Consider the following 17,486-nt stretch of genomic DNA (forward strand, 5'->3'; position numbering starts at 1 on the left):
CGTTGGGCGTGGGGTAGTCGAAGATCAGCGTGGGCGAAAGCGACAGCCCGGTGGCGGTTTTGAGTCGGTTGCGCATTTCGACGGCCGTCAGCGAGTCGAACCCCAACTCCTGGAACGCCTTGTCGGGATCGACGGCTTCGGGCGTGATGTTGCCCAACACGGTGGCGATGTGCGATCGCACCAGGTTCAGCAGGATCGCGTGCTGCTCAGTTTCGGGCAGGCCGTGCAGTCGGTGCGCGAGCGCCGATTTCGACTTGGCGGCGGCCAGCGTATCGTCCACCTGACGCCGCATCGGCGCGTTGACCAGCTCGCGAAACATCGGCGGCACCGCCACCGCGTGGGCACGCAACGCGGACAGGTCGATCCGCGCCGGCGCCAGGAACGGCTCGTTGACGATCAGCGCGGTGTCGAAGAGTTCGAGCGCTTCCTGCGAGGACAGCGCCAGCACGCCTTCACGACCCAGCCGGGCCCGGTCCGCGGCGTCCAGTCCACCGGTCATGGCGCTGGCCTGATCCCACAGCCCCCAACCCAACGACATCGCGGACAGCCCGTGCACTCGCCGGTGGGCGGCCAGGGCGTCGAGGAAGCAGTTGGCCGCCGAGTAATTCGCCTGCCCCGAGGAGCCCACCAGCCCGGCCATCGACGAGAACATCACGAACGCGGACACATCCAGGTCGCGGGTCAACTCGTGCAGGTTCCAGGCCGCATCGACCTTGGCCCGCAACACCGCGTCCACCCGCTGCGGGGTCAGTGACGTCACCACGGCGTCGTCGAGGACACCGGCCGCGTGGATCACCGCGGACAGTGGCCGCTGCACCGGGATGTCGGCGATCACCTTGGCCAGCGCCGGACGGTCCGCGGCGTCGCAGGCCACCACTTGCACCTGGGCGCCTGCGGCCTGCAACTCGGCTTTCAGTTCTGCTGCCCCGGGCGCGTCCGGGCCGCGCCGGCTGAGCAGCAGCAGATGGCGGACGCCGTGTTCGGCCACCACGTGCCGGGCCAGCGCCGAACCCGCCATCCCGGTGCCGCCGGAGATCAGCACGGTGCCCTGCGCCCAGGCGTCGGGCAGCATCAGCACGACCTTGCCGATATGACGCGCCTGGCTGAGGTAGCGCAACGCCGCCGGCGCCCGTCGCACGTCGAACGCCGTCACCGGCAGTGGGCGCAGCACGCCGGCGTCGAAGAGTTCGGCGAGGTCGATCATGTACTGGTGCATGCGAGGGCGGCCGGGCTCGAACAGGTCGAACGCTCGGTAGTGCACACCGGGGTATTCCTGGGCGATCACACCGGGGTCGCGGATGTCGGTCTTGCCCATCTCGAGGAAGATCCCGCCGGGTTTGACCAATCGCAGTGAGGCATCCACGAATTCGCCGGCCAGCGAGTCCAGCACGATGTCCATCCCGGCCGTGCCGGTGCGGCCGGTGATGGCCCGGAACTTGTCCTCGAACACCAGGCTGCGCGAGTCGGAGATGTGGTCGTCGTCAAAACCCATGGCCCGCAAGGTGTCCCACTTACCCTTGCTGGCGGTCGCGAACACCTCCAAGCCCAGGTGCCGGGCCAGCTGAGTGGCGGCCATGCCCACACCGCCCGCGGCCGCGTGGATCAGCACCCGCTGCCCGGGCTTGGCGTCGGCCAACTCCACGAACGCAAACCACGCGGTGGTGAACACCGCGGATATGGCGGCGGCCTCGGCGTAGGTCCAGTCCGACGGCATCGGCTGCAACAACCGGACATCTCCGGGGACCAAGGTGCCGCTGCCGTCGGGGAAGAATCCGTACACCGAGTCGCCGACCGCGAATTCGGTGACGCCGGGCCCGACCTCGACCACCACACCGGCGCCTTCACCACCGATCAGCGCTTCGTGGGTGAACATGCCCAGCGAGATCATGATGTCGCGGAAGTTGGCCGCGATGGCACGCAGCGCGACCCGCACGTAGCCGGGCTGCAGCGGCGCTTCGGCGTTGGGCACCGGTTCGAGCCGCAGGTTCTCGAAAGTGCCTGCGCTGCTGAGGCCCAGCCGCCACGGCCCACCGGCCGGCGGTTCCAGGATGCCGTCCACTGCGCGGCTGGCGCGCACCCGCGGAATGTAGGTCTGCCCGCCGCGCAGCAGCACCTGCGGCTCGCCGACCGCCAATGCCGCGGCCACAGCCGTATCGTCAACGGGCGCATCGGAATCCACCAGCACCAGCCGTCCGGGGTTCTCGGTCTGCGCCGAGCGCACCAGGCCCCACACGGCGGCGCCCGCCAGATCGGTGACGTCCTCCTGCGGCAGCGCCACCGCACCATGGGTGACCACCACCAGTAGGCCGGTGTCCTGCTCGGTCAGCCAGGATTGGACTGCGGCCAGCACATGATGGGTCCGCTCGTAGGCCGCCGACACCGGGTCTTCGTCGGTGGCCACGGATTCGAGGATCCGGTGGGCGGGCTCGGCGCCGCTGGCGGTGGACGTGGCCGGAATCCAGGCCAGCTCGAACAGCCGGTCCGGGCCGGAGCCGGAGACCGCCGCCCGCAATCGCTGCTCGGTGACCGGGCGGGCGGCCATGGCGGTGACCGTCAGCACCGGCAGCCCCAACCCGTCGGCCAATTCGACCGACACCGAGGACGGCCCGGCCGGCGCGATCCGCGCCCGAACGGTCGAGGCGCCCGCGGCGTGCAACGACACACCCTGCCAGGAGAACGGCAGCACCACTTCGGGTTCCGGCCCGGCCGGCGGCTTGGCCAGCACCGCCGCGTGCAGGGCGGCATCGAGCAGCGCCGGATGCACCCCGAAACCCGCTGTGCCACCGGCCGCCTCGGGCAGCTGCACTTCGGCGAACAACTCCGGGCCGCGCGCCCACAACGCGCTCAGTCCGCGGAACGCGGGCCCGTAGCCGTAGCCGTGCTCCGCCAAACGCTGGTAGCCATCGGCCACGTCGACCGCGACCGCACCGGCCGGCGGCCACTCCGTCAGGTCGGCGCCGGGCTCGACGGAGCCCGCACTCAACGTGCCTTCGGCATGACACACCCAGGTGCCGTCGACGTCACCGTGGGAGTAGATCGAAACGCTGCGTTGTCCGGTCTCCTCAGCCAAGGCACCGACAACCACTTGCACGGCAACGGAATTGCCGGCCGGAATCACCAACGGCGAGCGCAGCGTGAGTTCTTCGACCACCGGGCAGCCGACTTCGTCGCCGGCGCGGATCGCCAACTCCACGAATCCGGTACCCGGAAACACCGTCAAACCGGACACGGCGTGATCGGCCAACCAGCCCTGCGCGGCGGGCGAGAGCCGGCCGGTCAGGACGACGCCGCCCGAGGCGGGCAACTCCACTACTGCCCGCAGCAGCGCATGCTCACTGGTGGACAGTCCCAGCCCGGTGGCGTCGGCGCCCGCGCCCTCGCTGGACAGCCAGAACCGTCGCTTGTCGAAGGCGTAGGTCGGCAGTTCGACGAAACCCGCCCCGGGCAGCACGCCGCGCCAGTTCACGGCCACGCCGCCGACATAGGCGGCAGCGGCCGAAGTCAGGAACCGGCCCAATCCCCCGTCGTCGCGACCCAGGGTGGGCACCACGACCGGTTCGGCAGCACCGTCGAGTGCGTCGATGACGGTGGCTTCGACCGCGGCGATCAGCGCCGCGTGCGGACTCGATTCGACGAACACCCGGTAACCGGCCGCGCAGGCACTGCGCACCGCCTGGTCGAGCTGGACGGTCTGGCGGATATTGCGGTACCAGTACTCGGCATCCAATTCCCCTGTGTCCAAACGATTTCCGGTCACCGTCGAGAAGAACGCGGTACGCGACGACGCGGGCTCGATGCCGGTCAGGGCCGCGGTGAGCTCACCCCGGATCGCCTCGACTTCTGCAGAGTGCGAGGCGTAGTCGACATCGATGCGGCGTACCCGAAGCTCACGTTCGGTGCACAGCGCGATCAGCTGCTCGAGCGCGGCGACCTCACCGGACACCACCACCGCCGACGGCCCGTTCACCGCTGCGATGTCCACGCGACCGGCGAAGGGCGCCAACAGTTCCCGCACCTGTTCGAGCCCCCAGCCGATGGACACCATGCCACCGGGACCGGCGAGCCCGGTCAACAGCTTGCTGCGCAGCGTGACCACCTTGGCGGCGTCGCGCAGCGACAGCGCACCGGCGACGTACGCGGCCGCGATCTCGCCCTGAGAATGACCGATGACCGCGTCGGGCCGCACACCGACCGACCGCCACAGTTCGGCCAGCGACACCATAACCGCGAACAACACCGGCTGCACGACGTCCACCCGATCCAGCCCGGGCGCACCGGGCGCCCCGCGCAGCACGTCGGTCAGCGACCAGTCGACGAATTCGCTGAAGGCCTCGGCGCAAGCCTGCATCTGCTCCTCGAAAACCGGTGCGGTGTCCAGTAATTCAACACCCATGCCTACCCATTGGGAGCCCTGGCCGGGGAAGATGAAGACATTCTTACCGGCAGGCTGGGCGACGCCGCTGATGACGGGGGCTGCCGGGTCTTCGGCAGCCAGCCCCCGCAAGCCGGCCAGCAACGCGTCCCGGTCACCGCCCAGCACCACGGCGCGGTGGTCGAACACCGACCGGCCGGCCAGCGACCAGCCGACGTCGGCGATGTCCAGATCGTCACGGGCGCCGACGTAGTCGGCCAGTCGCGCCGCCTGGGTACGCAACGCGGTCGCCGACTTCGCCGAAAGCGCCCAGGGCACCACGGTCGGCTTCGGACCGGCTTCGCGCGGTGCCGGTGCCTGCACCGATTCGACGATGACGTGCGCGTTGGTGCCGCTGATGCCGAACGACGAGACCGCGGCGCGGCGCGGTGCGGCCGACTCGCCGTGCCACGGTCGAGACTCGGTGAGCAACGCGACCGCACCCGCCGACCAGTCCACATGCGGGCTGGGCTGGTCCACGTGCAGGGTGGCCGGCAGCACCTCGTGGCGCAACGCCTGCACCATCTTGATCACTCCGGCGACGCCGGCGGCGGCCTGCGTGTGGCCCATGTTCGACTTGATCGACCCCAGCCACAGGGGTTGTTTGCCGGCCTCGGACCTGCCCTGCCCGTAGGTCGCCAACAGCGCCTGCGCCTCGATCGGGTCGCCCAGCGTGGTGCCGGTGCCGTGCCCCTCGACCACGTCCACGTCCGTGGTCGACAAGCCCGCATTGGCCAGCGCCGCGCGCACCACCCGCTGTTGCGAGGGGCCATTGGGCGCGGTCAACCCGTTGGAGGCGCCGTCCTGGTTCACCGCCGAACCGCGCACGACGGCCAGCACCGGGTGGCCCAGCCGCTGCGCATCCGAGAGCCGTTCCACCACGAGCATGGCGCCGCCTTCGGACCACCCGACGCCGTCGGCGGCTCCCGCATAGGCCTTGCAGCGGCCGTCCGGCGCCAGGCCTCGGTGCCGGCTGAACTCGACGAAGACCGTGGGCGTGGCGTTGACCGTCGCGCCGCCGGCCAGGGCCAGGTCGCACTCCCCCGATCGCAGCGACTGCACTGCCATGTGCAACGCCACCAGCGACGACGAGCACGCCGTGTCCACCGAGACCGCCGGGCCTTCCAGGCCCAGCACGTAGGACACCCGGCCGGAGGCGACACTGGAGGTCATGCCGGTCAGCCGGTAGCCTTCGATCTCCTCAGCAAACATTCCGTAGCCCTGGGCGATGATGCCGGCGAACACTCCGGTGGCGCTGCCCCGCAACCCGCCCGGATCGATGCCGGCCCGCTCTAGGGCCTCCCACGAGAGTTCCAGCAGCATTCGGTGCTGGGGGTCCATCGCGAGGGCTTCGCTGGGCGCGATGCCGAAGAACGCGGCGTCGAAATCGGCGACGCCGTCCACGAAGCCACCGGTGTTGGCGTAGGTCTTGTGCGCCGCGTCGGGGTCGGGGTCGAAGAGCGCACCCACCTCCCAACCCCGGTCGGTGGGGAATTCGGAGATGACGTCGCGGCCATCGGCGACCATCTCCCACAACGCGTCCGGAGTATCGACGCCACCGGGAAACCGGCAGGACATTCCGACGATGGCGATGGGCTCACTCGATCGTTCCAGCAGCGCGCGGTTGGTGCGCTTCAGGCGCTCGACCTGCACCAGCGCTTTGCGCAACGCTTCGGTTGCGTGCTGGAGTTGATCAACCATTACCTGACCCCTCGCCTAACTTTGGTCGTCTGACCCGCCGGCCGCGGCTCGCGTCGAGTCGTCACGGGTGCTGCTCGAAAGTGGCGGCCTCGGGCTGCACTTCCTTGACCGGCGGCGACCAAGAATGTCGCTGGTGAGTATCGCCAACTCCGGCGGGATTTCAAAACGTCAGTTACTCCCGGCTACCCGAGGAACGGCTGGACAACCGTTGCAATCCCGTGGCGAACGGCCCTGCACTCCCTTGTACACCGGCCCATCGTCCATGGCGCGAACTGTACCGCTCCGGCCGTCCCGCATCCGAGGACCGATCGCAGAGCTGGACACAATGTGCGGCGATTCACGTCGGCGGCGCTGACTGGCGGCAGCTCGCGACGTCGGCGACCAAACGCCTCAGACGCCGACGCGCCGCCACCCGTCGGCGGACCGGGCAGCGCGAATCAGCTCCTCACACAATTCCCGCAACTCGGCAGCCGCCGCGCCCTCATCCAGCGCGGTCGCGACGTCTTCGGCGGCGCATCGGACCTGATAGACCCGGTCGGACAGGTCGGCGGCCTCCTCGGCGGACAGCACCACCGCGTCGGCCGGCACCGCGCCAGAATCGCCCCGCGCAATCATCGCCCGCTGTTCGTAGGCTCGCTGGCGGCACGACTGCCGACAGTACTGACGACGGCGCCCCATCCCGACGTCGGCAACATCTCGACCACACCAGCGGCACGGCTGGGGACGAACGCGACGACTCACGCCTGCCGACTTTAGTCCGCTCGCCGCCGCGATCCCGGTATCATCAAAGGTCGCGTCGCGCTACCAACCCGCGGCGGCAGCCGAGAATCACCAGGGAACCAAGCAAACGGTCTTAACGTTTGCTTAAGGAGAATTACCGCACGGGAGCGCCTGAAGCTCACCGGACCCAAAGGAGCAATACCCAATGGCTGATCGTGTTCTGCGAGGCAGTCGCCTCGGAGCCGTGAGCTATGAGACCGACCGCAACCACGACCTCGCGCCGCGCCAGATCGCGCGGTATCGCACCGAGAACGGCGAGGAGTTCGAAGTTCCGTTCGCCGACGACGCCGAGATCCCCGGCACCTGGCTGTGCCGTAACGGCATGGAAGGCACTCTCATCGAGGGTGATCTGCCGGAGCCGAAGAAGGTCAAGCCGCCGCGCACCCACTGGGACATGCTGCTGGAGCGCCGCTCGGTCGAGGAGCTCGAGGAGCTGCTCAAGGAGCGGCTCGAGCTGATCCGGTCCCGCCGCCGCGGTTAGCGGCGGACCGTCAGGCACCCGCTCGTCAGGTACGGGCGCGGGTACGGCTACCGCTCTTGAGGCCTTCGCGGCGCCCCTGCCAGCCCCAGCGGGTGACCTTGAACAGCGCCTCGCGGATGTTGGACCCGCTCATCTTCGACACGCCGATCTCGCGCTCGGTGAAGGTGATGGGCACCTCGACCACGTCGAAGCCGGCGTTGACGGTGCGCCAGGTCATCTCGATCTGGAAGCAGTAACCCTTGGAGTCGACGGTGTCCAGGTCGATCGTCTCGAGCACTTCCCGCCGGTAGGCGCGGTAGCCGGCGGTGATGTCGTGCACACCCACACCCAGTGCCAGCCGCGAATAGGTGTTGGCCGTCTTGGACAGCGCCAGGCGCCGCCATGGCCAGTTGCGGACGGTGCCGCCGTGCACATAGCGCGAGCCGATCGCGAGGTCGGCTCCGGCGTCGACAGCCTCCAGCAGGCGGTACAGCTGCTCTGGGGCATGGCTGCCGTCGGCGTCCATCTCGACCAGCACCGAGTAGCCCCGGCTCAGACCCCAGCCGAACCCTTCCAGGTAGGCCGCGCCCAGACCGTTCTTCGCGGTGCGGTGCAGCACATGGGTGCGACCGGAATCAGCGGCGGCCAACTCGTCGGCAAGTTTGCCGGTGCCGTCCGGGCTGTTGTCGTCGACGACGAGGATGTGAACGTCCGGGCAGGCAGCCGTGACCCGGCCATGAATCAGCGGCAGGTTCTCCCGCTCGTTGTAGGTGGGAATGATCACCAGGACGCGCTCGCTGGCGCTCTGCCCGGAGTGGGGCGCAGGTTGGCCGGTGGTGGTCATGTAGCTCCTTCATCTTGCCCGAAGGGGCCCCGAAACGGGGCCCCGATTAAGCTCGGCCGCCGCTGTCGTCGTTGGCGCGCGGGGCGTTGTTCGCAGTCTCAACGTTTGCGGTAGCCGTTTGGTTCTCAGCTTCCGAGTCGACCGATTCAGCTGTCGGCGTACCACCATCGTCAGGTTCGTCCGTGGGCCCGGGCCGGCTACGCCGCCGCCGCCGAAGCGGACGGACCGGACGCGGGAACCACCCATTCTGCCGTATAGCGGCCAAAATCAGCATTCCGGCCGCCCCCACCAGCGCCCATTGCACCATCGGCGCCCAGCGGGTCGCCGGGGTCAGCGTGGTCTTCAGCCGCACCGACATGTCCAGGTAGGCGGGCACGAAGAAGTCCGTGCGCGACAGTTCGCCGCCGTCCGGAGCGATCACCGCGCTGATCCCGGTGGTCCCGGCGACCAGGACGTAGCGGTCGTGCTCGACGGCGCGGATTTTCGCGAACGCCAGTTGTTGCTCACTCATCGTCTTGGTGAAGGTGGCGTTGTTGCTCGGCACGGTCAGCAACTGCGCGCCGTTGCGGACGGCGGTGCGCGGCGCCCGGTCGAAAACCACTTCCCAGCAGGTGGCCACCCCGACCGGGACCCCGGCCATCTGCACCACCCCGGTGTTGGGGACGGGGACGAAATGCCCGGCCCGGTCGGCGTAACCGGACAGATGCCGGAACAGCCAGGGCATCGGCAGGTACTCGCCGAAGGGCTGCACGATCGCCTTGTCGTGGCGGTCGGCCGGGCCGGTGCCCGGGTTCCAGACGATCATCGTGTTGGTGTACTCCGGGCTCTGCTGCAGCCGGCCCGGCACGTCGACCACCGTGCCGATCAGGATCGGCGCCCCGATAGCCGCTGCCGCCGCAGAGATGGCCTGCGCGGCGTCGGGGTTGGCCAGCGGGTCGATATCCGAGGAGTCCTCCGGCCAGATCACGAACTGCGGCTGCGGGGCGGCCCCGGACCGCACGTCTTCGGCCAGCCGGAGTGTCTCGGCGACGTGGTTGTCCAGCACCGCGCGACGCTGGGCATTGAACTCGAGCCCGAGCCGCGGCACGTTTCCCTGCACGACGGCGACGGTGACCGTGGGCTCGCCGCCGGAACCCGCGCCCGCATGCCGCACCTGCGGCCAGACCAGGATGGTGACCAGCAACACCAGGCAGATGCTCATGCCGGGCAGAAACACCGCGGGCGGCGTGGTGGTGTCTGCCTTCGCCGTCCCGGCCCGGACCCACCGCACGATCTCCACTGCGATCGCCGCGACGCTGGTGCCCAGCAGCACGACCGACGTCGACAGCAGCGCAACGCCGCCCAGCTGGACCAGCGGCAGCAGCGGGCCACCGGCTTGGCCGAACGCAACCGAGCCCCAGGGGAAGCCGCCGAACGGAAAGACCGCTTTCAACCACTCCTGCGCGCCCCACACCACGGCGAACCAGATCGGCCAGCCCGGCAGCCGGCGAACCACGACGGCGCACAGGCCGAACAGGCCTGGGAAAAGAGCGCACGCCAGCGCCGCCACCAGCCAGGGCACGGCGCCGACCAGCGTGCTGATCCAGGGCAGCAGCGGCACGTAGAACGCCAGCCCGTAGAGCAAGCCGTAGCCGAAGCCGCCGCCGGGGGTGGTGGCCGGACGCGTCAGCACCCAGGTCAACAGCGCGATGGCGACGACGGCGGCCCACCACCAGTTCACCGGGGGGAAGCTCGCATACATCAGACCGCCGGCGACCAGCACCAGGGCCAGGCGGACCAGGCGCGGTCGCAACGCCGCGGCGACGCGCCGCCCGACCGGAGCCAGCCGCCCGGCCACGCCGGGACCGCGCTGCGCCGCCTGCGTGAGGTCTGGATCCGGTGTTTCGAGGTCCGGCTTGGGCGAGTGGGCTTCGGGCAAACTGTCCGGATCGTCCGACGGCAAATCTGGCGAACTTTGCCCGACGGCGGCGGCCGGGTCGGTTTCGCCGACGGGGGGCGGCGGTTGGGCCGGCGACTCGTCGGCGGCGGGCTCCGCCGGCGCGGATTCGGTCGGTCGCCTGGTGCGCCGATGCCGGCTAGCCATGGATGACCACGCCCCGGTGCACGGTCTGGCGGCATCGCGGTAGCGCATCGGCGTCGTCGAGCCGGGGCAGCGCCGGCACCCGGGAGCGGGGGTCGGTGGACCACCGCTGCACGTCGGCGCGCTGCGCCCCGCCGGCCAGTGGCCCGACCTCGTCCCACACCGCATAGGAGGCAGGCGCGCCGGGAACCAGTGTGCCGGTGACCCCGTCGCGAACGCCGCACGCCCGCCAGCCGCCCCGGGTGGCCGCGGCGAACGCTGCCCGCGGCGAAATTCCGCTGCCCGGCGTGCGGTGCCGGACCGCGGCGCGCACGCTGGCCCATGGCTCGAAGCCGGTGACCGGCGCGTCGGAACCGAGGGCGAGGGGCACGCCTTGGGATGCTAACAGCGCAAGCGGGTTCAGCCGGCTGGCTCGCTCGGCACCCAGTCGCTGCGCGTACATGCCGTCGCGGCCGCCCCACCGGGCGTCGAAGTTGGGCTGCACGCTGGCGATGATTCCCCAGGATCCCAGCTTGGCGGCTTGGTCGGCGGTGACCATCTCCAGATGCTCGAGGCGGTGCCCGCAGCGTGCGACCGCGGCCACCCCGAGGTCTGCGACGACCCGGTCGAGGGCATCGACGACTGCCGAGACCGCGGCATCGCCGATCACGTGGAAACCGGCGGTGATCTCGGCTTCGCTGCATGCCCGCAGATGCGCTTCGACGGCGTCGGGATCGAGGTGGCACGTCCCGGTGCAGCCCGGTGCGTCGGCGTAAGGCTCGTGCAGCCAGGCGGTGCGCGAGCCGAGCGCTCCGTCGACGAACAGGTCGCCGGCCAGTCCACGGGCACCGGTCTCGGCGATCCGGGCGCGGGCCTGTGCTGCCGTGGAGACCGCCTCACCCCAGTAGCCGATCACTTCGACGCCGTGCCGCAGACCGGCCAGCTGCAACCAGTCGTCCAGTCCGCCGATCTGCGGTCCCGCGCATTCGTGCACCGCGACGATGCCCGCCGCGGCCAGTGCCTGCAGCGCCGCGGTGCGCGCCTCGGCGAGTTGTTCGCGGGTGAGTAGCTCGCGGGCGACCGCGCGGGCCAGGTGATGGGCGTCGGAGGTCAGCGGGGCCTCGGTGGAGAAACCGGCCGCGCCGGACAGGTCAGCCAGATCGGGTACCCGCCGTCGTAGGCCGGTGGACGCAAGCGCTGAGTGCACGTCGACGCGGGAGAGGTAGGCGGGCCGATCGCCGAGTACGCCGTCCAGGTCGGAGGTGCTGGGCGGCACGGCTTGCGGCCACGCCGACTCGTCCCAACCGTGGCCCCATACCGGCCGGCCGGGGTGAGCGGCGGCGTAGTCGGCGACCAGCCGCAGGCAGTGCTCGCGGGATTCGGCCGCGCGCAGGTCCAGCCCGCTCAGCGACAGGCCCGTCGCGCTCAGGTGGATGTGACTGTCTACGAAGCCGGGTGCCACGAAGGCGCCGTCCAGGTCATTTACGTCGGCATCGGGAAACTGGGTGCGGCCGACGTCGTCGCTGCCCAGCCAGGCGATGACGTCGCCCCGGACCGCCATGGCGGTGGCGTCCGGGTGGGTCGGGCTGTGTATCCGGCCGTTGACCAGCAGCGTGGTCTCAATCCGTGTCACACGGCAAAACTACGGGGCGCGGTGCGGCTGGTCGTAGACGATCGGGGTCGAGGGCAGCGGTGGCGGGTCGGCGGCCCATCCGTCGTGGACGTCGATCACCTCGCCGTCGATGTAGTCGCGGCGGTCGCGGCCGTCGGTGATGTCGGTGATCAGCGGGACCCGGCGCTCGAACACGCGCCAGGCCACGGTGGCCAGCCCGGGACTGGCCACCGCCCTGACCGGCGGCATCAGCAACAGCACCCCCAGCAGGGTGGTGGCCAGGCCCGGGACCATGACCAGGCCGGTGGCCAGGGTGGTCAGCGCCCCGTCGGTCAACGCGCTGCGGGGCTCCTGGGCCCCGGACCGCAGTTGCCGGAACTGGCGACTGATCTGCAGGCCGCCCATCGGCGCACCCACCACAACACCTACCAGGAACGTGGTCAGCAGGATCAACACCGTCCAGCCGACGCCAATGGCCGCCGCCAGCCCGATAGTGACCATGAGCTCGACGACGGCATAAACGAGAAGCAGCCGTCCTAACATGTCAGGCACAACGTCTGCGCGCCGTGACGGAGTTCCTCGATCGGTCGCGACGCGGCTGCAGTTAGATGACGCTATGACGACGATTGATATCGAGACTCCCGCCGGGCCGATCGACGCCTTGCTCAATGTCCCCTCCGGCAGCGGCCCGTGGCCGGGCGTGGTGGTGGTTCACGACGCGTTCGGCTATACGCCGGACAACGAGTCGGTGTCGCGGCGGATCGCCGGGGCGGGCTACATCGCTTTGACACCGAACATGTACGCCCGCGGCGGGCGGGCGCGCTGCATCACCCGGGTGATGCGCGAGTTGCTGACCAAACGCGGCCGTGCCCTCGACGACATTCTGGCCGCCCGCGAGCATCTGCTGGGGATGCCCGAATGCTCCGGCCGGGTCGGGATCGCCGGCTTCTGCATGGGCGGTCAGTTCGCGTTGATCTTGTCGCCCAAGGGTTTTGGCGCTTCCGCGCCGTTCTACGGGGTCCCGTTGCCGCGCCACCTCGAGGAGACGCTGGACGGCGCCTGTCCGATCGTGGCCAGCTTCGGCAACCGCGATCCGTTGGGCGTGGGCGCCGCCAAGAAGCTGCAGCAGGTGACCGAGGCCAAGAACATCCCCGCCGACATCAAGTCCTACCCCGGTGTCGGGCACAGCTTCGCCAACAAACTCCCGGGCCAACCCCTGATGCGTATCACCGGTTTCGGCTACGACGAAGCCGCGACCGAGGACGCGTGGCGGCGGATTTTCGCGTTCTTCGGCGAACATCTGGGTTGAAGCTGGTCAGGCCAGCCGGAGTTCGAGACCGACGTTGTTCTCCATGCCGCCGCGCAGCTTGCTGAACAGGTTGAAGACCTTGCCGACGATGCCGTAGCGCTTGCCGATGGCGTCGTAGACGGCGGCGGTGTGTGTCTTGTCGAGGATGGCGGCGGTCCCTTCGACCGCTTCGCTCTTCGGGCGCCCCCGCATGTCGCAGATGGCCAGCGTGACCCGCGGCGTGTTGCGGATTCGCTTGACCTTCCACGACTTTCCCTCGGTGATGACCAGCAGGCGGTCGCCGTCGGCGGCAGCCCAGACCGGCACCGGCTTGGGCCGGCCGTCCTTGGTGAAGGTGGTCAGCAGGATGTATTGCGCTTTGGCCAGGTCGGCGAAGGTCGGGGTCACCGTGCCCAACCTAATGCTTCCGCGCGGCCGTTGACATTTGCCGCGGCGTGCTGCGATAGTCAGGACGCGTTAAGTGAAAACATTATTTTCATTTAAGGAGCGGTCCGTTGGCTGAAACGCCCCAGGCGATGGCGTGGCTACCGTTCTCGATCGCCGAGGCGGCCGACCGGCGGGACGGTGACGCCCCGGACCTCGACACCGCATGGTCGTACCTGCTGCAGCGCCTTGGCGGCGCCCAGACCGCGGTTGAATCCGACCCCGCCAACCGCAATCGGACCGACCTGACAGCAGGCGTGCGGCATCTGCTGGTGCTGCTGACCGCCGGGATCGACGAGGTGTTGCGGTTCGATCCGGAACCGGTGCTGCGAGTGCAACCCACCAGCACCGACGACACCGTGACCTGGGGCATGGAATGCCCTGACTGCATCTACACACGAGCCGTGTTACGGGGCGGGGAAACCTATCGCGTGTTCGGCAATCGCGGCACCGCGCGCTACGTGGGCCTGCAGACCATGAACGGCATCGCGGCGACCGCCAACGCGTTGGTCGACGAGCTCGAGGTGGACGCCGCGGGCGACTTCGAGGTCGTGCTGTCCGCTGACGAACGGCCCGGCAACTGGATGCGCATCGAGGGCGACCACCCGACCTTTACGGTGCGGCATTTCTTCTACGACTGGGACACCGAGGTGGCGTCCTCGCTGCGCATCGAGCGACTCGGTGAAGCCGTTGCAACACAACGTGATTCGATCGATCCCGGCGAAGCGCTGTCGCGGCAGATCGTCGCGCTGGGCGATTTCGTCCAGGACAACCTGCAATTCTTCCTGCAATTCGGCGCCGCGGCGCCGGCCAACGGCTTCCTGCCCGCGATCGATCGCAGCGACATGGGCGCGGCCGCGGAGAACCGGCCGGTGATCGGCCGCTGGGAGCTGGGTCCCGACCAAGCGCTGATCGTGGAAGTCGAACCCCCCGAGGGCATCTACTGGAGCTTCTCGATCGGCAACCCGTGGTGGGAGACCATTCACTACGGCCGCCACCAGTCCAGCCTGAACGCCCATCAGGCGGCCGTCGACTCCGACGGCCTGGTGCGGGTGGTGTTGTGCGCCGACGATCCGGGGGTGGCGAACTGGCTCGACACCGCCGGGCACAGCAACGGCCCCATCATCCTGCGCTGCGTGCGGACCAAGACCGCCCCGACGCCGTCTGTGCGGGTGGTGCCGTTCGACGATATTGCGGCCGCGCTGCCCCCCGACACCGCGCGGGTGAGCCCGCAACAGCGGGCCGCCGTCCTGGCTGCCCGCCGAGAGGCAGTACGGGAAAGGTTCGGACGATGACCTTCAGCGCCGACGAGCTGGAAGAGGGTGCGCGCGCCGCCACCGGTCTCGACGACTTCGGTTCGCCCTACTACCGGGAGGGACTCGAACGCATCGTCGATGCGCTGAACACCGAAGCCGACCTCAACGAGATCGGCCGGGTGATTCAGCACGCCACCATCAGCAATGCGTTGATCCAGCGGCTCAAGGTCGAGGACACCTATGCCCAGCACCCGGAGATCGACGACGAGGTGGTCGGCGGACCGGTGTTCGTGATCGGGCTGCCGCGCACCGGAACCACCGCGCTCAGCCAGCTGGTGGCGGCCGATCCGCAGTTCAGATCGCTGCGCATGTGGGAGTCGCAGGCCCCTACCCCACCGCCGGAATCCGCGACGCAGCACAGTGATCCGCGCATCGAACAGGCCGAGGCCGGTCTGAAGATGCTCGACGACATGTTCCCTCTGATGAAGACGCTGTACAACTCCGAGGCGACCGCGCCGACCGAATGCCAGGACCTGATGGGCATGAGCTTCCGGACGTTTCACTTCGACGGCGCGGTGCGCGCACCGGCGTATCTGGCGTGGTTGATGGACTGCGACATGCGGGAGACCTACACGTTCCACCGGCGGGTACTCAAACTGTTGCAGTGGCACTGCCCACCGAACCTCTGGCATCTCAAGACTCCCGTACACATGTTCGCCCTCGACGCGCTCGTCGAGGCGTACCCGGACGCGAAATTCCTGTGGAGCCACCGGGATCCGGCCAAGGTGATGGGGTCGGTGTGCAGCCTGATCCACTACGTGCGCAGCTGGAGCAGCGACCGCGACGATGCGCACGAATTGGGAGCCGAGCAGGTCGACAGCTGGGCGGAGGCGGTGCGCCGGGCGATGGACTTCCGGTGCCGGGTCGGCGACGACCGGTTCGCCGACGTCTCGTTCGCCGACCTGCAGAACGATCCGGTGCGCACCCTGCAAACCGGTTACCAGACTTTGGATTTGACGTTCACCGACGACACCCGACGCTCGGTCGAATTGTGGGCTCAGGGCCACCAACCGGGCAGCCGCGGAGCACACGACTACGATTTGTCCGACTACGGCCTGACCCCCGAGGGTGTCCGGGAGCGGTTCGCCGACTATCTCGCCGCCTACGATGCCACCGCCTGAGCAGGCGGTTGGCCCGCGTACCCGACGGCGCGAGAAACTCGCGCCGGACCCCGAGGTGCGGCGCCAGATCCTGGCCGCGGCCACGGCGGTGCTGCAAGAGCAGGGAGTCGGGCGGCTGAGCATCGCCGCCGTATTGGAACGCGCGGGGTTGGGTACCCGCGCCTTCTATCGGCATTTCGCCGCCAAGGACGAACTGGTGGCGGCCGTTTTTCTGGAGTCGGCACGTGCCGAGACGCGTCGGCTGCGACGCCGAATGCGCTCTGCCGCAAACGAAGTCGATGCGGTGGTGGCCTGGATCGACGCTAGACTCGACTTGGCGTTCGACGATGAGGTCCGCTCGGACCTGCGGCGCTTGTCGCTGGAGGCCCAATCGCAGACCTCGGGCTCCCCCAGCCTGATTCAGCCCGCGTACGCCGAGCTGCTACTTCCGCTGCGCGAAGCCCTGGAACGCGGACTGCAGCGCGGGGTGTTCCGGGGCATCGAGCCGTCGACCGACGCCCAGTTCATCCACGGCGTGGTGTGGGCGGGCATCGAACGGCACTGGACCACCGGCGACTGCGACCGCGTGCGGCTTCGCGCAGGCATTGTGCGATTCTGCTTGCGCGCGTTGGGTGTAGACGTCTGAACAAGGGAGATGGTCGATGGATCTGGGATTTGCCGGTGCCACCGCGGCGGTCACCGGCGGCAGCAAAGGCATGGGGCTGGCCATCGCCGAAACGCTTGCCGCCGAAGGCGCCAGCGTGGCCGTAATGGCCAGGGGGCAACAGGCGCTGGATGCCGCGGTGGCCTCGCTGCGTGCCGCCGGCGCACCCGACGCCGTGGGTATCAGCGTGGACATGACCGACGCCGACTCGATCGCCGCCGGTTTCGCCGAAGTGGAACAGCGGTGGGGCCGGCTCAACAGCCTGGTCCACACGATCGGCCCGGGCGACGGTTACTTCGAGCAGATGAACGACTCCGATTGGGAGGCTGCGTTCTCACTGGGCACCATGTCGGCGGTGCGGTCGATCCGGGCCGCGCTGCCGCTGCTGCGTGCTGCCGACTGGGGCCGCATCGTGACGCTGGCGGCCCATTCCATCCAGCGCCAGAACCCCCGCATCGTGGCCTACACCGCCGCCAAGGCCGCCCTGGCCAGCATCACCAAGAATCTGTCCAAAAGCCTTGCCGGCGAGGGCATCATCGTCAACTGCGTCTGCCCGGGAACGATTGTGACGGCCAGCTTCACCGAGAACCTCAAAGACGTCCTGGCCGCCGACGGCTTGGACGCCACCGACCCGCGTGACGTGATGACCTGGATCGACAAATACTTTCACCAGCCGTGCGACCTGGGCCGCGCCGGGCTTCCTGAGGAGGTTGCCTCGATCACCGCATATCTGGCGTCCAAGCGCAACGGTTACGTCACCGGCGCGACGGTCAACGTGGACGGCGGTTCGGACTTCATCTGACTTTG

10 protein-coding genes and 3 pseudogenes are annotated in these 17,486 nt (G+C 69.2%); 7 read left to right on the forward strand and 6 right to left on the reverse strand.

The window, feature by feature from the left end; translation table 11 throughout:
- Positions 1–9: 9 nt before the first annotated feature.
- A pseudogene (locus tag MKCMC460_RS31785) lies at positions 10–63 on the forward strand (hypothetical protein); the annotation flags it as partial.
- On the opposite strand, the pseudogene MKCMC460_RS31790 reads toward MKCMC460_RS31785, so the two are convergent.
- Both MKCMC460_RS31790 and MKCMC460_RS16425 read right to left on the reverse strand, forming a co-directional pair.
- A pseudogene (locus tag MKCMC460_RS31790) lies at positions 47–6,112 on the reverse strand (type I polyketide synthase); the annotation flags it as partial. The pseudogenes MKCMC460_RS31785 and MKCMC460_RS31790 sit on opposite strands and share 17 nt — an antisense overlap.
- Before the next feature lie 390 nt (positions 6,113–6,502).
- Positions 6,503–6,853, reverse strand: a complete 351-nt coding sequence (locus MKCMC460_RS16425; RefSeq protein WP_236983180.1) for a hypothetical protein — start codon at positions 6,851–6,853, stop codon at positions 6,503–6,505.
- A 184-nt stretch (positions 6,854–7,037) separates the two neighbouring features.
- Between MKCMC460_RS16425 and rbpA the strand changes: the two genes are divergently transcribed.
- Positions 7,038–7,373 carry an RNA polymerase-binding protein RbpA gene (gene rbpA, locus MKCMC460_RS16430; protein ID WP_083114870.1) on the forward strand — a complete coding sequence of 112 codons (336 nt, stop codon included), beginning with the start codon at positions 7,038–7,040 and terminating at the stop codon, positions 7,371–7,373.
- Positions 7,374–7,398: 25 nt separating this feature from the next.
- Here the strand turns inward: rbpA and lnt are convergent.
- The 3 genes and pseudogenes from lnt to MKCMC460_RS16450 form a co-directional block, all read right to left on the reverse strand.
- Positions 7,399–10,033: pseudogene (gene lnt / locus MKCMC460_RS31795) on the reverse strand (apolipoprotein N-acyltransferase).
- Between the two features lie 238 nt (positions 10,034–10,271).
- The gene (locus MKCMC460_RS16445) at positions 10,272–11,816 is read right to left on the reverse strand and encodes an amidohydrolase (RefSeq protein ID WP_370653181.1); all 1,545 of its coding nucleotides are present in this window, start codon (positions 11,814–11,816) and stop codon (positions 10,272–10,274) included.
- A gap of 81 nt (positions 11,817–11,897) precedes the next feature.
- Positions 11,898–12,410 (reverse strand): FxsA family protein, encoded by a 513-nt coding sequence (locus MKCMC460_RS16450; protein WP_236984099.1) that lies wholly within the window; start codon positions 12,408–12,410, stop codon positions 11,898–11,900.
- Positions 12,411–12,483: 73 nt separating this feature from the next.
- Between MKCMC460_RS16450 and MKCMC460_RS16455 the strand changes: the two genes are divergently transcribed.
- Complete coding sequence (locus MKCMC460_RS16455; protein ID WP_236983178.1) at positions 12,484–13,176, forward strand: dienelactone hydrolase family protein; 693 nt, start codon at positions 12,484–12,486, stop codon at positions 13,174–13,176.
- A 6-nt stretch (positions 13,177–13,182) separates the two neighbouring features.
- On the opposite strand, the gene MKCMC460_RS16460 is transcribed toward MKCMC460_RS16455, so the two are convergent.
- Positions 13,183–13,563, reverse strand: a complete 381-nt coding sequence (locus tag MKCMC460_RS16460; protein WP_236983176.1) for a PPOX class F420-dependent oxidoreductase — start codon at positions 13,561–13,563, stop codon at positions 13,183–13,185.
- A 128-nt stretch (positions 13,564–13,691) separates the two neighbouring features.
- On the opposite strand from MKCMC460_RS16460, the gene MKCMC460_RS16465 reads away from it, so the two are divergent.
- From MKCMC460_RS16465 to MKCMC460_RS16480, 4 genes are read left to right on the forward strand one after another with little or no spacing between them, the layout of a single operon-like run.
- Positions 13,692–14,894, forward strand: a complete 1,203-nt coding sequence (locus MKCMC460_RS16465; protein ID WP_236984097.1) for a hypothetical protein — start codon at positions 13,692–13,694, stop codon at positions 14,892–14,894.
- Positions 14,891–16,036 (forward strand): sulfotransferase, encoded by a 1,146-nt coding sequence (locus MKCMC460_RS16470; protein ID WP_238304572.1) that lies wholly within the window; start codon positions 14,891–14,893, stop codon positions 16,034–16,036. Before MKCMC460_RS16465 ends, MKCMC460_RS16470 begins: the two co-directional genes overlap by 4 nt.
- Positions 16,023–16,661: a TetR/AcrR family transcriptional regulator gene (locus MKCMC460_RS16475; RefSeq protein WP_236983174.1), complete on the forward strand. Its 639-nt coding sequence runs from the start codon at positions 16,023–16,025 to the stop codon at positions 16,659–16,661. The genes MKCMC460_RS16470 and MKCMC460_RS16475 overlap by 14 nt, the downstream gene beginning before the upstream one ends.
- Before the next feature lie 16 nt (positions 16,662–16,677).
- Entirely contained in the window at positions 16,678–17,481 is an 804-nt protein-coding gene (locus tag MKCMC460_RS16480) for an SDR family NAD(P)-dependent oxidoreductase (protein WP_236983169.1), read from the forward strand.
- The last annotated feature ends 5 nt before the right edge of the window (positions 17,482–17,486 follow it).

This window comes from Mycobacterium sp. 20KCMC460 (assembly GCF_022179425.1).
Classification (GTDB): domain Bacteria; phylum Actinomycetota; class Actinomycetes; order Mycobacteriales; family Mycobacteriaceae; genus Mycobacterium; species Mycobacterium kiyosense.